The 14,590-nt window shown below is 71.8% G+C and carries 15 protein-coding genes; 1 reads left to right on the top strand and 14 read right to left on the bottom strand.

Translation table 11 applies throughout. The features are described 5' to 3' along the window. Nucleotides 1–62: 62 nt before the first annotated feature. On the top strand, nucleotides 63–1,313 hold the full coding sequence (locus ACERM0_RS08165) for a hypothetical protein (protein WP_373678081.1): 1,251 nt from the start codon (nucleotides 63–65) through the stop codon (nucleotides 1,311–1,313). Between the two features lie 313 nt (nucleotides 1,314–1,626). On the opposite strand, the gene ACERM0_RS08160 is transcribed toward ACERM0_RS08165, so the two are convergent. The 14 genes from ACERM0_RS08160 to ACERM0_RS08095 all read right to left on the bottom strand — a co-directional run bounded on the left by ACERM0_RS08160 (nucleotide 1,627) and on the right by ACERM0_RS08095 (nucleotide 14,589). Next, nucleotides 1,627–2,508: a lysostaphin resistance A-like protein gene (locus tag ACERM0_RS08160; RefSeq protein WP_373678080.1), complete on the bottom strand. Its 882-nt coding sequence runs from the start codon at nucleotides 2,506–2,508 to the stop codon at nucleotides 1,627–1,629. Beyond that, nucleotides 2,505–4,238: a SpoIID/LytB domain-containing protein gene (locus ACERM0_RS08155; RefSeq protein WP_373678079.1), complete on the bottom strand. Its 1,734-nt coding sequence runs from the start codon at nucleotides 4,236–4,238 to the stop codon at nucleotides 2,505–2,507. The genes ACERM0_RS08160 and ACERM0_RS08155 overlap by 4 nt, the downstream gene beginning before the upstream one ends. Then, on the bottom strand, nucleotides 4,231–5,523 hold the full coding sequence (murA, locus tag ACERM0_RS08150; RefSeq protein ID WP_373678078.1) for a UDP-N-acetylglucosamine 1-carboxyvinyltransferase: 1,293 nt from the start codon (nucleotides 5,521–5,523) through the stop codon (nucleotides 4,231–4,233). Before murA ends, ACERM0_RS08155 begins: the two co-directional genes overlap by 8 nt. A gap of 127 nt (nucleotides 5,524–5,650) precedes the next feature. Further along, on the bottom strand, nucleotides 5,651–6,043 hold the full coding sequence (gene atpC, locus ACERM0_RS08145) for an ATP synthase F1 subunit epsilon (protein WP_373678077.1): 393 nt from the start codon (nucleotides 6,041–6,043) through the stop codon (nucleotides 5,651–5,653). Next, complete coding sequence (gene atpD, locus ACERM0_RS08140; RefSeq protein ID WP_373678076.1) at nucleotides 6,043–7,470, bottom strand: F0F1 ATP synthase subunit beta; 1,428 nt, start codon at nucleotides 7,468–7,470, stop codon at nucleotides 6,043–6,045. Before atpD ends, atpC begins: the two co-directional genes overlap by 1 nt. Nucleotides 7,471–7,535: 65 nt before the next feature. Continuing rightward, nucleotides 7,536–8,426: a F0F1 ATP synthase subunit gamma gene (locus ACERM0_RS08135; protein ID WP_373678075.1), complete on the bottom strand. Its 891-nt coding sequence runs from the start codon at nucleotides 8,424–8,426 to the stop codon at nucleotides 7,536–7,538. 69 nt (nucleotides 8,427–8,495) lie between these two features. Continuing rightward, nucleotides 8,496–10,109 (bottom strand): F0F1 ATP synthase subunit alpha, encoded by a 1,614-nt coding sequence (atpA, locus tag ACERM0_RS08130; RefSeq protein WP_373678074.1) that lies wholly within the window; start codon nucleotides 10,107–10,109, stop codon nucleotides 8,496–8,498. A 51-nt stretch (nucleotides 10,110–10,160) separates the two neighbouring features. After that, nucleotides 10,161–10,694 carry an ATP synthase F1 subunit delta gene (atpH, locus tag ACERM0_RS08125; RefSeq protein WP_373678073.1) on the bottom strand — a complete coding sequence of 178 codons (534 nt, stop codon included), beginning with the start codon at nucleotides 10,692–10,694 and terminating at the stop codon, nucleotides 10,161–10,163. A 133-nt stretch (nucleotides 10,695–10,827) separates the two neighbouring features. Beyond that, nucleotides 10,828–11,364 carry a F0F1 ATP synthase subunit B gene (gene atpF / locus ACERM0_RS08120; RefSeq protein ID WP_373678072.1) on the bottom strand — a complete coding sequence of 179 codons (537 nt, stop codon included), beginning with the start codon at nucleotides 11,362–11,364 and terminating at the stop codon, nucleotides 10,828–10,830. A gap of 10 nt (nucleotides 11,365–11,374) precedes the next feature. Beyond that, complete coding sequence (atpE, locus tag ACERM0_RS08115; RefSeq protein ID WP_373678071.1) at nucleotides 11,375–11,578, bottom strand: ATP synthase F0 subunit C; 204 nt, start codon at nucleotides 11,576–11,578, stop codon at nucleotides 11,375–11,377. Between the two features lie 71 nt (nucleotides 11,579–11,649). Beyond that, nucleotides 11,650–12,456 carry a F0F1 ATP synthase subunit A gene (atpB, locus tag ACERM0_RS08110; protein WP_373678070.1) on the bottom strand — a complete coding sequence of 269 codons (807 nt, stop codon included), beginning with the start codon at nucleotides 12,454–12,456 and terminating at the stop codon, nucleotides 11,650–11,652. Further along, the gene (locus ACERM0_RS08105; protein ID WP_373678069.1) at nucleotides 12,453–12,908 is read right to left on the bottom strand and encodes a hypothetical protein; all 456 of its coding nucleotides are present in this window, start codon (nucleotides 12,906–12,908) and stop codon (nucleotides 12,453–12,455) included. The genes atpB and ACERM0_RS08105 overlap by 4 nt, the downstream gene beginning before the upstream one ends. Further along, on the bottom strand, nucleotides 12,905–13,237 hold the full coding sequence (locus ACERM0_RS08100) for an AtpZ/AtpI family protein (RefSeq protein WP_373678068.1): 333 nt from the start codon (nucleotides 13,235–13,237) through the stop codon (nucleotides 12,905–12,907). Before ACERM0_RS08100 ends, ACERM0_RS08105 begins: the two co-directional genes overlap by 4 nt. A 200-nt stretch (nucleotides 13,238–13,437) precedes the next feature. Beyond that, entirely contained in the window at nucleotides 13,438–14,589 is a 1,152-nt protein-coding gene (locus ACERM0_RS08095) for a glycosyltransferase family 4 protein (protein ID WP_373678067.1), read from the bottom strand. Nucleotide 14,590 lies beyond the last annotated feature (1 nt).

Here is a 14,590-nt window from a genome sequence, read left to right as displayed (position 1 = left end):
CGCACGCGCCCGTCGTCCACGGGCGGCGCCAGCGTCACGCCGGGCGCCGGACACGTGGCGCCGTGCTGGCCGGCGAACACCAGGGCGCCTACCAGGCGTCGCCGGCCGGCCCGACGCCCGACGTACCGTCGCCGCCGGGTTCGTCGTCGGCGGCCGAGGCACCGTTCGGGCTGCCGGTGCTGGCCGAGCTGCCGCAACTGGCCGGGGTGCTGCAGCGTCTGAAGGCCGCGGACGGCGCGCTGCTGGACGCCGTGGCCGGGCTGGCCGACCTGCTGGGCGACGACGCGGTCGAGCGCACCACCGGTGTCGGTATCGAGCACTGGCTGGCCGCCATCGGCGCGCAGACCCGCATGGACCGCCGGCTGCTGGTGCGCGCCGGCCGGCTGCTGCGGCGCCTGCCGTCACTGCACGCGGCCGTCCGTGCCCACCGGATCTCGTTCGCCCAACTGCGCGGTCTCACGATCGGGCTGCGCACCGCCCGCCGCGAACTCGACCACCAGCTCGACCAGCTCTTGTCGGCCCTGCTCGACGAACTCGACCCCCACGATCTCGCCGCACGCGAACGCGGCGCCGAGGCGGGCCGGTTCCTGCAGCTGCAGCCGCGGCTGGACGCAACCGGCAGCACGCTGCACGCCGAACTCGACGCCGCCGGCCTCGCCCTGATCGACGCCGCCACCACCCCCACCACCAAAGCGATCCAGGCCGCCGGCAACGTCGCACCCGCCTCGACACCCTGCTCGCCCGCCTCACCGGGCACCGCCGGGCCCGCGGCCGCAGAACCCGCCGCCCAGCTCGCCGACACGTCGGGTCCACCCCCGGACTGGCGCGACACGCTGCCCCCGCCCCGCCTGCTCATCCGCCTGCCGTTCGAATCGCTGCTCGACGACCGGCTGCCCACCGACCTGCTCACCACCCCGACCGGCGGCCGGCTACGACTCACCACGGCAACAGCAGCCGGCCGTCTGCTGGAGCGTGCCGGCGCCCAGCTGCGCACGATCATCATCGACGACGACGGCGAAGTCCTCGGCATCGGCCGTGCCTCACGCCGACCGCCCGGCTGGTTCGGCGACATCCTCACCGCCGTGCACGACACCTGTACCGGCCCGGGCTGCGACCGCCCCGCCAGAGGCGCCCACATCGACCATGCCGCCCCCTGGTGGCCGGCCGGCCAAACACGCCGGCCGGTACGACCGACCTCGACAACCTCGGCCCGCTCTGCGCCCGCACGAACCGCGACAAGGAAACGGCGGGCTGGCAGGTCTCCCAGCGGCGCGGCGGCACCCGGACCTGGATCCACACCCGCTCCGGACTGACCACCACCACCCTGCCCGCGACCTGGCGCCAGCCAACGACCCCCGCCGACGACCACCACCCCGCCCCGAACCACCCGGCCACCACCGCCCCGGGCCGGCCGACGCTGCCCCGCCTCCACCCGCACCCGGCCACGGCGACGGCCCCGACCCCTGCCCTTCTGACGCGCACGGGCGTACGGCGGGTTCCACGTGCGGCTGCCAAGTCGTGTCGTCACGGCGGTTGGTCGCGGCATGACGACGATCAGCGTCGACGCTTCGTTCGCCGCGGGCGTGACCGACGTGCCACCGACCGCGTCTCGCAGAGGTTGCTCGATCAGATGGTGTCCATGAAACGGCCGCCGAGCAGGGTCAGCCCGACGGATACGGCGTTGAACGCGGCGTGGCCGACGATCGGCACGATCAGGCTGCCGAACCGGTGCATGGACCAGGCCAGCGCGACGCCCAGCGCGAGCAGGCCGGCGCTGTAGATCGGCTGGGTCACCTCGACGTGCACGGCCGCGAAGATCAGGCCGGACACCAGTGCGGCCGGCCACAGCCCGACCCGGCGCTTGAGCCCCTGGAACAGCACGCCGCGGAACACGACCTCCTCGACCAGCGGGGCCATCACGACGGCCGCCACGATCGCGAGGACGGTGGAGACGCCGCCCGCGGTCAGGTCCTGCAGCAGCTGTTGTTCGGGTGGGTCGACCGGACCGATGAACTGCAGCACGACGGCGATGATGACGTTGACGCCGATGAACCCGCCGATGCCGACGACCAACCCGACGGCCCAGTGGATACCGGACGGCCGGACCGGCCCGAGCAACCGCCACGACAGCCGGCCGCGGGCGGCGAGGTAGGCCAGCGCACCCGCGAGCCCGACCCCCTGCGCGACGACGACCAGCAACAACATGGTCGCGCCGCCGTTGCCGTCGACGATGCCGAGGAACATCGCCGGCAGGACCACGAGGAATTGCGCGACCAGGCTCCACAGGACCAGCAGCGCCCCGTCGGCCGCGGAGAACGGCACCGGGAACGCCTCGGCGGCGCGGCTGCCGTCGCGGCGGCCGCCACCGGGCCAGGCCGGGTCGCCGCCCGGCGGTCCCGAGGGCGGCCCCGCCGGTCCCGGCGGCCAGCCGGGACCTCCCGGCGGCCCACCGTGCGGACCGGGACGGCCGCCGGCGGGACCGGGCGGCGGGACGGGCGGCTGGCTCATGCGGGGCTCCTGCGGGAACGGCGGGCGGCGGCGAGCAGGACGAACAGGGTGGCAGGCGCGACGAGCGCCAGCAGCACCCGTTCGGTCCCGCCACCCGCCTCGTCCTCGTCGGCGGCGCGTTCTCGTGCGGTCGCGACGGCCTCGGCACCGACGCGGAGGGTGTGCGGGCTGCCGTCCTCCTCGCCGGCGGCGTCGCGGCCGACGAGGGTCAGGGTGTAGTCGCCTTCGGGCACGGGCTGCCCGTCCGTGTCCTCGAACCGCCAGGTGGCGGCGTGCACGCCGGGGTCGGCCGCGCCGAGGTCGCGGACGAGCACCTCGGACCCGTCCTCGTCGCGGACCACCAGGCGCAACAGGACCGGCTTGTTCACCTCGGTCTCCACGACGGCCGCGTCGCCGAGGTCCAGGCCGGCGGCGGGCCGGGTCGCGGCCACCTCGAGGTCGGCGTCGTGCCCGTCGGGTGGCGTCAGGGCCCAATCCTCGCCCTGGCGCTCGACGGTCCAGGCGCCCAACGCGATCTCCTCGACGACCGTGTCGCCGGCCAGGATCCGCATCGTGGCGCTCGGGCGCAGCGTGAACGTGTCGCCGACGTCCATGCCGACCCGGATCCGCGAGGGCAGGTCGTCGGACGCGGTCGGGGTCAGTCCGTCGTAGTAGGCGGCGAGGATGTCCTGGTGGTCCTCGCCCTGCTGCGCGCGACCGAGCGCGCCGTACTGACCGAGGCCGACGCCGTGCCCCCACCCCAGGCCCTCGATGACGACGTGCTGGTCGTCGACGATGATCTCGAACCGACTCGAGGGCAGGGTCTCCGGCAGCCGTCGCACACCGTCGCCGCGGACGCCCGGGAAGTCCTGCGGGTAGCGCTCGGCGGCCATCCGGCTGACGAACTCGCGGAACTGACGGGCCCCGACGCGCACCTCGGTGCCGTCGTCTGCCGTCACGACGACGTCGGCGTAGGGGTCGTGGACGCTGCCCTCGCGGCGCACGTCGGCGACCGGCGCGGCGCGGGCGAGCGTGTCGCCGCGGCCGATGATGTCGTCGAACTGCTCGCGCGTGAACGTGACGATCCAGCGGTGGTAGGGCGAGACGGCGTCGGCGGGGTCGTCCGTGCCGACCAGGAACGGGCGCGGGCCGTCGTCGGGGAACACGACCTCGTTGGGATAGGTCCGCCCGCCGGAGGTGGAGAAGTAGCGGGCCAGGATCGGCCGGCCGTCGTCGTCGACGAGCACCTGCCCGGCGGTCTGATCGACGGCCTCACGCCAGCGTCCGCCGAGGTCGCTGTCCAGGACCGTGTCGGCGCCACGGAAGACCTGGCAGGCCACGGTGGCGCAGATGTCGTAGTGGGTGAACGTGCCGAGGCGGATCGAGTACCAGGCGTAGGTCCGTGCCGCCACGGCCTGGGCCTTGAGTGCCTCGAGGTGCCAGCGCGCCGGCATCTCCGCGACGCCCGCCACGTACTCCTCCATCGCGAGGTCGTTGACGAGCAGCGTTCCCGCGGATCCGGCGTGGAACTCCAGTGTGTCCACGAACCGCCGGCTGCCACGTGCGTGGTCGGTCACCTCGACGACCCCGCCGTCGGCCACCTCGACACGCAGTGGTCCGCTGACAGGCTCGGCGGCGTCGGCCGGCAGGGTCGGGACCACGGTCGACAGCACGGCGACGGTCGCGGCCAGCAGCGTCGCGGCCGGACGCGGCCGCCGGCGACGTGCCCGGCGGTCGCCGCGGTCAGCCATCCACATCGGCGGCGGGCACGCGCTGCACGTCGGCTCCCAGCGCCTGTAGGCGCGGGATCCAGTCGGCGTAACCGCGGTCGACGTGATGCACGTCGCGGACGATGGTGGTGCCGCGTGCCACCAGGCCGGCCAGCGTGCCGGCGGCACCGGCACGTACGTCCAGGCCCGTGAATGTCGCGCCGGCCAGCGGTGCCGGTCCGCGGATCAGGGCGTGGTGTCCGTCGATGCGGATGTCCGCCCCCATCCGACCCAGTTCCTCGACGAACGAGAACCGCGATTCGAACACGTTCTCCGTGCAGCGCGAGGTGCCGTCGGCCTGGGTGAGCAGCACCATCATCTGCGGCTGCAGGTCGGTCGGGAAGCCGGGATAGGGCAGCGTCACGAAGTCGACGGGATCGAGGTCGCCGGCCTTCACCCGCAGCGAGTCGCCGCCCTCCTCGATCGCCACGCCCGCCGCCCGCAGCTTCAGCAGCGGCAGGGTCAGGTCGGCCGGGCGGACCCGTTCGATGACGACGTCGCCGCCGGTGAGTGCCGCCGCGACCGCGTACGTGCCGGCCTCGATGCGGTCCGGGCAGGTCTCCCAGGTCACCGGTGCCAGCCGGTCGACGCCCTCGATCTCCAGCGTCGGCGAGCCGATGCCGTCGATGCGGGCCCCCATGGCGACCAGCATCCGGCACAGGTCCTGGATCTCCGGCTCGCGCGCGGCGTTGTCCAGCACGGTCGTGCCGTCGGCCAGCACCGCGGCCATGACGAGGTTCTCCGTCGCCCCGACGCTGGGGAAGTCGAGCGTGAAGATGGCGCCGTGCAGTTCGCGGGCGGACACCTCGACCTCGTCGGCGCGCTCCTCGACCTCGGCGCCCATCGCGATCAGGCCGCGGACGTGCATCTCGATCCGCCGGGCACCGATCTTGTCCCCGCCCGGCAGGGCGATGCGGGCCCGGCGCACGCGTCCCACCAGCGGGCCGAGGCACGAGATGGAGGCTCGGATGCGGGTCACCGCGTCGCGCGGCGGGCGCCAGTCCGGCTCCTTCGATGCGTCGATGGTGCAGCGCTCGGCCGCGAGGTCGAGGTCGACGTCCAGCCCGATGCCGCGCAGCACGTCGGCCATGACGGGCACGTCCGCGATCCGCGGGATCGCCCGCAGGTCCAGCGGGCCATCGCAGAGGATGCCGGCCGCCATCAGCTTGAGCGCCGAGTTCTTGGCGCCCGACAGCCGGACGGTGCCCCGCAGAGGGGCACCGCCACGGACGACGAAGACGTCGGAGGAGGAGGTGGGGTCCAACATGGGCCCCGAGACTACCGGCGCCGCGCCGCAGCGGGCCGTCACGGGTCCGGACGCGCGAAGGGCGGTCCCGGAAGGGACCGCCCTTGCGTTTCGTCGCGCGATGGTGTCGCGGCCGAGGTCCCCCGCGTCAGCGGTTGACGACCGCCAGCCGGGTCCGGGCGCGTTGCACCGACGCGCGCACGACGGCGTCCTCGCCCTCGGCGAGCTTGGCCTCGAGCTCGCGCAGCTTGGCCTCCGCACGGTCCGCGTCGATCTGGCTGGCCGGTTCGGCGACGTCCGCCAGCACGATGATCTTGTCCCGGCCGACGTAGAGCAGGCCGTGGTGGACCGCGATCGTCTCCTCGGTGCCGTCGTCGAGCTTGACGCGCACTGGAGCGATGTCCAGCTCGATCAGCGCCGGCTGGTGACCGGGCAGGATGCCGATCTCGCCCTCGACGGAGCGGGCGTAGAGCTCGACCACGTCGGCGGAGAGCACGTGGCGCTCCGCCGACACGACCTCGACGTGCATGGTGGCGGCCATCAGTTGCCCAGTTCCTTGGCCTTGCGCAGGACGTCGTCGACGCCGGCGGAGTACAGGAACGCCTGCTCCGGCACGTCGTCGAGGTCACCCTCGATCAGGGCCTTGAAGCCCTCGATGGTGTCCTTGACCGGGACGTACACGCCCGGGTTGCCGGTGAACTGCTCGGCCACGTAGAAGTTCTGGGAGAAGAACCGCTGCGCCTTGCGGGCACGGGCGACGGTGACCTTGTCCTCCTCGGACAGCTCGTCGATGCCGAGGATGGCGATGATGTCCTGCAGGTCCTTGTAGCGCTGCAGGACCTCCTGGGTCCCGGTCGCGACGCGGTAGTGCTCGTCGCCGACGACACCCGGGTCGAGGATCCGGGAGGTCGAGTCGAGCGGGTCGACGGCCGGGTAGATGCCCAGCGATGCGATGTCACGGGAGAGGACCGTCTGCGCGTCGAGGTGGGCGAACGTGGTGTGCGGCGCCGGGTCGGTGATGTCGTCGGCGGGCACGTACACGGCCTGCAGCGAGGTGATGGAGCGGCCCTTGGTCGAGGTGATCCGCTCCTGCAGCTGGCCCATCTCGTTGGACAGCGTCGGCTGGTAACCGACGGCCGACGGCATGCGGCCGAGCAGCGTGGACACCTCGGACCCGGCCTGGACGAACCGGAACACGTTGTCGACGAACAGCAGCACGTCCTGGCGCATCTCGTCGCGGAAGTACTCCGCCATGGTCAGCGCGGACAGCGCGACGCGCAGACGCACGCCCGGCGGCTCGTCCATCTGCCCGAAGACCAGCGCCGCCTTGTCGAGGACGCCGGACTCCTGCATCTCCAGCATGAGGTCGTTGCCCTCGCGGGTGCGCTCACCCACGCCGGCGAACACCGACACACCACCGTGCTGCTGGGCGACACGGTTGATCATCTCCTGGATGACGACCGTCTTGCCCACGCCGGCGCCGCCGAACATGCCGATCTTGCCGCCCTGCACGTAGGGCTCGACCAGGTCGATGACCTTGATGCCCGTCTCGAACATCTGGGCCTGGGCCTCGAGCTCGTCGAACGGGGGCGGGTCGCGGTGGATCGGCCAGCGCGTGTCGGCCTGGATCGAGTCGATCGGCGCGTCGAGCGGCTCGCCGAGCACGTTGTAGATGTGCCCGAGGACACCCGGGCCGACGGGCACGGAGATCGGCGCGCCGCTGTCGACGACGGTGGCGCCACGGGCGACGCCATCGGTCGGCTGCATGCACACCGCGCGGACGCGGCGGTCACCGATGTGCTGGGCGACCTCGGCGGTCAGGGTGCGGGTCTCACCCTGGTAGGTGCGCTCGAAGGTCAGGGCGTTGTTGATCTCGGGGAGATCGCCGGGCGGGAACTCCACGTCCACCACCGGACCGATGACCCGCACGATGCGGCCCTCGTTGACCCCGACAGTCTGGGTCGACATCTCTTCGCTCCTCGCTCGGGCTCCCGAGCCTGGTCACGTACTACGGAAAAGCGTTCGGGCTGGCGCTAGCTGGCCTGCGACAGTGCCTCGGCGCCACCGACGATCTCGGAGATCTCGGTGGTGATCTGGTCCTGACGGGCCTGGTTCATGACGCGCGACAGCTTGCCGGCAACCTCTTCGGCGTTGTCGGTGGCCGACTTCATCGCCCGCTGGCGCGAGGCGTGCTCGGAGGCCGACGACTCCAGGAGGCTGTGGAAGACCTTGGCCTCGACGTAGCGCGGGATGAGCGCGTCGAGCAGTTCGGCGGGGCTGGGCTCGAAGAGGATCTCCGGAGCGATCTCGTCACCGCCCTCGAACTCTTCGGTCTTGACCGGCAGCAGCTCCATGCGCACGGGCTGCTGGGTCAGCGAGGACTTGAAGTCCGTGTAGACGACCCAGACCCGGTCGACGTCGCCCTCGGCGTAGCGGCGCATCAACTCCTCGGCGATGCCGGCGGCCGCGTCCAGGCGCGGCTCGTCGGAGACGCCCTCCCATGACCCGGCCGCGCGCCGGCCGCGGTAGGAGAAATAGCCGGCGCCCTTCTTGCCGACGACGTAGAGGTCGACCTGGTTGCCGTCGCCCTCTTCCTGGCGGATGGTGCGCTCGGCGGCCTTGATCACGTTGGCGTTGTAGGCGCCGGCCAGACCACGGTCGGAGGTGTTGACCAGGACGGCGACACGGCCGACGCGCTCGTCGGGGGCGCGCAGCAACGGGTGGAACTTCACCTCGTTGGCGAGCGCGAGCCCCTTGATCACCTCGGTGATCTGCTCGGCGTAGGGACGAGCCTCCTGGACACGACGCTGCGCCTTGAGGATCCGCGACGCGGCGATCATCTCCATGGCACGCGTGATCTTCTGCGTGCTCTTGACGGAGCGGATGCGCCGTCGCAGCTGGCGGATCTGGCCGCTACCTGCCACTGGAGTCTCCTCGGGGGATGCGGGTCCGGGTGCCGGCCGCGCGGCGTCACGCGGCCGGCCCGGGAGCGGTCAGGCCTCGACGGCCTCGCTGGTCGCCGACATGGCGTCCCAGCCCTCGTCGCGGTCGTCCTCGGGCGCCTGCTCGGACGGCGTGAACGTCTGCGCGAAGGCGTCGATGGCGGCCGACAGCTGCTCGCGCAGGTCGTCGGTCAGCTTCGAGCTGCGCAGCTGCTCGAGCAGCCCGCCGTGACGGGACTCGAGGAACTCGTGCACACCAGCCTCGAAGCGACGGACGTCGGAGACCGGAATCTCGTCGAGCTTGCCGTTGGTCACCGCGAAGATGGAGGCCACCTGCAGCTCGACCGGCAGCGGCCGGTACTGCGGCTGCTTGAGGATCTCCACCACCCGCTGACCGCGGGCGATCTGCTGCTGGGACGCCTTGTCCAGGTCCGAGCCGAACTGCGCGAACGCCTCGAGCTCGCGGAACTGCGCCAGCTCCAGACGCACCGTGCCGGACACGGCCTTCATGGCCGGACGCTGCGCCGAGCCGCCCACGCGGGACACCGACACACCGGCGTTCATGGCCGGGCGCTGGCCCTGGAAGAACAGGTCGGTCTCCAGGAAGATCTGCCCGTCGGTGATGGAGATGACGTTGGTGGGGATGTAGGCCGAGACGTCGTTGGCCTTGGTCTCCACGATCGGTAGCGCCGTCATCGACCCGCCACCGAGCTCGTCGGACAGCTTGGCCGCACGCTCGAGCAGGCGGCTGTGGAGGTAGAAGACGTCACCGGGGTACGCCTCTCGGCCCGGCGGGCGGCGCAGCAGCAGCGACAGCTGGCGGTAGGCGTCGGCCTGCTTCGACAGGTCGTCGTAGATGATCAGCGCGTGCTCGCCCTTGTACATCCAGTTCGCGCCGATGGCGGCACCGGCGTAGGGGGCGATGTACTGGAAGGGCGCGGGCGCGGACGCCGGCGCGGTGACGACGGTGGTGTACTCCATCGCGCCGTGGCGCTCGAGGGTCGCGACGACCTCGGCGACGGTGGAGTTCTTCTGACCGATGGCGACGTAGATGCACTTGACCGCGTCGGGCGTGCCCCACAGCGACTTCTGGTTGATGATCGTGTCCAGCGCGATCGCCGTCTTGCCCGTCTGGCGGTCGCCGATGATGAGCTCGCGCTGGCCGCGGCCGATCGGCGTCATGACGTCGATGACCTTGATGCCGGTCTGCAGCGGCTCACCCACGGGCTGGCGGTCGACGACGCCGGGTGCCTGGACCTCGAGCGGGCGCTGACCGTCCACGCGGGTCTCGTCGATGGGGCCCTTGCCGTCGAGCGGACGGCCGAGCGGGTCGATGACCCGGCCGAGCATCGCGTCGCCGACCGGGATCGACAGGACGCGCTCGGTGCGCTTGACGGTCTGGCCCTCCTCGATGCGAGCGGCGTCGGCGAAGACCGCGGCGCCGATCTCGTGCTCGTCGAGGTTCATGGCCATGCCGAAGACGCCGTCGCCGAAGTCGAGCAGCTCGTTGGCCAGCGTGCCGGGCAGGCCGGTGATGCGGGCGATGCCGTCACCGGTCTCCATGACGCGCCCGACCTGCTCGGTGGCCAGGCCCGGCTCGTAGCCCTCCAGCATCTGCTGGATCGCGGAGGTGATGTCCTCCGAGCGGATCGTGAGGTCAGCCATCTTGGAATCCTCGTGGTCGGCCTCGCGTCGCGCGAAGCCAGGGGTCGTCGGTCAGCCGCCGACGCGGGTGCGCAGGTCCTGCAGCCGGCGGGCCACCGAGCCGTCGATGACGGTGTCGCCGATCTTGGCGCGCACGCCGCCGACGACCGTGGGGTCGACGTAGACCTGGACGTCGAGGCGCTTGCCGGTCGCCCGCTCGAGCGCCTGGACCAGCGTGCGCTGGCGGGCCGCGTCGATCGGGGCGGCGACGTACACCTCGGCGAGTTCGCGCTCGCGACGCTCGGCGGCCTGTGTGGCCACGGCGTCGGCGATCGCGCCGAGCTCGCCCGCGCGCTCGGCGGCGATGATCATCGCCAGCGCGCTGCGGGTGGCGGGGTGCGCCGCACGCAGCACGTCGGACTCGACGAACTTCAGCCGTTGCCCGACGGGCAGGTGGATGTCGGTGAGACGCTGGCGCAGCTCGTCACTGCTCTCCACCGCGTGGGCGATGGTGCGCAGCTCGGTGCCGACGGCCTCGAGCGCGTCCTCGCCCTCGGCGAGGGCGACGACGGCCTGCGCGTAGGCGCTCGTCCGTTCGGTCGTCATTGGCCGGTCCTCATCAGGTCGGCGTCGGCGTCACCCGGCGGTGTGTCGCACCCGACCGGGTGGCCGGATGCGCGTGGCACCCGCGTCGCCCGGCCGGAGACGGGCTCCGGCGCGGGCACGGGCGACGACGTCTTCAGTTCTGGCTGGACAGTCGCTGGATGTACTCGTCGACCAGCGACTGGTGGGTCGTGGTGTCGAGTTCGCGCTCGACGATGCGCGAGGCGAGCTCGACGGAGATGGCACCGACCTGCGTACGCAGGTCCTGCAGGGCGCGGTCGCGCTCGGCGTTGATGTCGGCCTGGGCGCGCTCGACGATGGCCGCCGCCTCGGCTTCGGCCTTCGCGACGATGTCGCGACGCAGGGACTCGGCCGTGGCCTTGGCCTCTTCGATGATGGCGTTGGCCTCACCGCGGGCGTCGGCGATCTGCGCGTCGAAGTTGCGCCGGGCCTCCTCGGCCTCGACCAGCTTCGCCTCGGCCTCCTCCATCTTCCCCTGGATCGCGGCGGACCGGTCGTCGAGGACCTGGTTCGCGCGGGGGAAGACGAACTTGTACATGAAGGCCAGCAGCAGCAGGAACGCGACCGAACCCCAGATCAACTCCGCCCAGTCGGGCAGGAGCTGGAAGCTCCCGTCGCCCTCGGCGGCGACCGCCAGGATCGTGGTCAGCATGGATCAGCTCCTAGATCGCGAAGGCGAGCACGAAGCCGAGCAGCGCGAGGGCCTCCACGACGGCGATGCCGATGAACATCGTCGTGCGGACCATGCCGGCGGCTTCGGGCTGGCGGGCCATGGACTCGATGGCCTTGCCGATGAGGATCCCGAGGCCGATGCCGGGGCCGAGCGTCGCGAACCCGTACACGATGCCGTTACCGAGGTTCTCCATCTGTTCTCTGTTCCTCCTTGCGACGCCGGTTCGGCGGCGCGTGGTTTGTCACGTCTGCGACGTGTCGGTGGTCAGTGCGCCGGCTCCACGGACGAGCTGATGTAGACGGCGGTGAGCATGGTGAAGATGTAGGCCTGGAGCACGATGATCACGAGCTCGAAGCCGAACACCAACGGCGAGGCGATCAGCCCGAAGACGCCGATCGGGAGCCCTGGCCGCGGGTAGAGGAAGACGTGGACCGTCACCAGGGTGATGACCACGAGGATGTGCCCGGCGACCATGTTGGCGAAGAGCCGGACTGCCAGCGTGAAGGGGCGCAGCACCAGGTTGGAGAGCAGTTCCAGCGGGGTGAGGATGATGTAGAGCGCCTTCGGCACGCCCGGCGGGAACGCCATCTCCTTGAAGTAATGGCCGGCTCCCTGCTCCTTGACCCCCACGCCGACGTAGACCAGCCAGGCGACGAAGGCGAAGAACGCCGGCCACGCCATCCGCGAGGTCGGCGGGAGCATGAAGATCGGCGTGATCTTCGCCAGGTTCAGGAACAGGATCGCGAGGAAGAACGTGGTCAGCAGCGGGACGAACTTCAGGCCCTTGGGGCCGATGATCTCCAGCGCGATGTTGCGCACGAACTCGATGATGCCCTCGCCCACGGACTGCATCTTGCCGGGGACGATCTTCGGGTCCTTGAACGCCGCCCACATGATCAGGCCGGCCACCGCCGTCATGATCCAGGCGATGAACACCGTGCGGTTGAGCGACAGGTCGAGCCCGCCGATGCTGAACTCGATCAGCGTGGGCATGTCGAACAGCGCGTTGATGTTGTCGAACGCGCCGCTGAACTCCCCGCCGTATTCGGCGGCGGCAAGGATCGGTGTCACTTCTCGACTCCGTGTGTGTCCAACGCCGCCGTGCGGCTGGCGTGTACGTCGATCCAGAACAAGCGCGGCATGCGCGACAGGGCCCGCAGCTCGTACGCGAGGGTCAGCGCGACTGCCACCGCGGTGGCCAGCGCGAGGCTGGTCCGGTGCACCCAGTCCACCTGCGCGAGCGCGCTCAGCGCGGCAGCGTAGAGGATGAGCCGGCCGACCATGGCACCGAGCAGCACGCCGAGCGCGCTGCCCGCGCCGCGCCGGGTCGACCAGGCCAGCAGCACGGTGGACAGGCCGAAGAGCAGGGCGACGAACGTCACCCCGATCAGGGCGCTGACCGCCGCGGCGGTGCCGGCCACGACGGCCGCGACCGCGACGATGCCGGCGGTCACGATCGCCAGTGCACGAAGGGTTCCGCGCGCCAGGTCACGGGCGGCGGCCGCGATGGGGTCGGTGGTCACGAGGCGTCCCCGTCCGGCTGCTTCGTCCGGCGGCCGGCGGCCTCGTCGCGCAACCGCTGCTCACGCTCGTTCATGCGTGTGCCGCGGAGCCAGACCAGGTACAGGCCGGCGAAGTTGCCGACGAGCGCGCCGATGACGAGGAACCACGGCGGCGTGCCGAGCCAACGGTCCAGGAGCCAGCCGATGCCGGCCCAGACCAGGATCGCCGAGATGAGCTCGACGCTCATGACGTTGGCCTCGTCGACGCCCTTCCACGAACCGCGGCGGAACTCGCGACCGAACCCGCCGGCGGCGTTCGCCCCCGAGACGGGGTTGCCATACCAGTCCACGCGCACGTGGGGACGCGCGCGTGGGGCGGCGGGATCGGGGCGGGCCAAGATGCCAGTCCGTGGGGTCGACGAGCGACGGCCGCGTGACGGCGGCAGCACGAACGTGCCGCGCCTCGCGTAGCGGCTCGAACGCTAGCAATCCGCCAGGATGACTGCCAAAGGCACCCCGGCCGTGGCGCGGTGCGCGCCAGCGGCCGCGTTCAGGCGGTCGTGCGGTCGCGGGCCGGGACGGTCTGGTCGCCATCCTCGGCCAGGCCGACCCGCGCGCCCAGCGCGGTCAACGCCAGCCCGATGCCGGCGGCGACCAACAGCCAGGGCAGCAGCCGCACCAGCGGCACGAACACCGGCCCCACCGACCCGAACGCCAGGAGCGCGGACCAGTAGTACAGGACCAGCACGGCCCGCCGGTGCGAGTGGCCGAAGGCGAGCAACAGGTGATGGAGGTGGCCGAGGTCGCCGGTGGCCAGCGGCTTGCGCTGCAGGGCCCGCCGGACGATCGCGAACGCGGAGTCCAGGAACGGGATGGCCAGGACCAGCACCGGCACCAGCAGCGGGATCGAGCCGTAGAAGTCGGTGTTGGACGGCGCCGTGGTCCGCCCGATGTAGGACACCCCGGCCGTGCCCAGTAGCAACCCGAGCAGCATCGCGCCCGTGTCCCCCATGAAGATGCGGGCGGGGTGCCAGTTGTGGACGAGGAAGCCGACGCCCACGCCGGCCACGATCGCCGCCACCAGCGTCGCGGACGTGGGGATGCCCTCGACCAGGCCGGAGCCCTCGGTCGCGGACGCGAACAGGAAGAAGGCCACGGCTGCGATGACCGAGACCCCGGCGGCGAGCCCGTCCAGGCCGTCTATCAGGTTGACCGCGTTGATCATGGCCACCAGGGCGATGATCGTCAGCGGCAGCCCCAGGTCCGGGGACAGCGCCACGACGTCGACACCGGGCACCCACACGTAGACCAGCTGCATGCCGAACAGGACCACGCCCAGCGCTGCCACGATCTGTCCGGCCAGCTTCACGGTCGGCGGCAGCCCGACGAGGTCGTCGGCGACACCGACCAGCACGATCACGAGCCCGCCGACCAGCAGGGCCAGCGGCTCGGAGGTGGAGGTGAACAGCGCCTCGAACGGCCCGCCGAGCAGGGCCGCGACGACCAGGGCGACCAGCAGCCCGGCGAGCATGGCCAGCCCGCCGAGGGTGGGCACGGCGTCGCGGTGCACGCGCCGGCCGTCGCTGGGCGTGTCCAGCGCGCCCAGCCGCCGTGCCAGCCGCGCGACCAGTGGGGTCACCCCCGCCGTGACGGTCGCGGCAGTCACGGCGATCAGCGCGTGCTGGAGCAGGCCGTCGGGCACG

The sequence above is a fragment of the Egicoccus sp. AB-alg2 genome, assembly GCF_041821065.1.
Taxonomy (GTDB): domain Bacteria; phylum Actinomycetota; class Nitriliruptoria; order Nitriliruptorales; family Nitriliruptoraceae; genus Egicoccus.
This window is presented reverse-complemented; position numbering and strand designations above follow the sequence as displayed.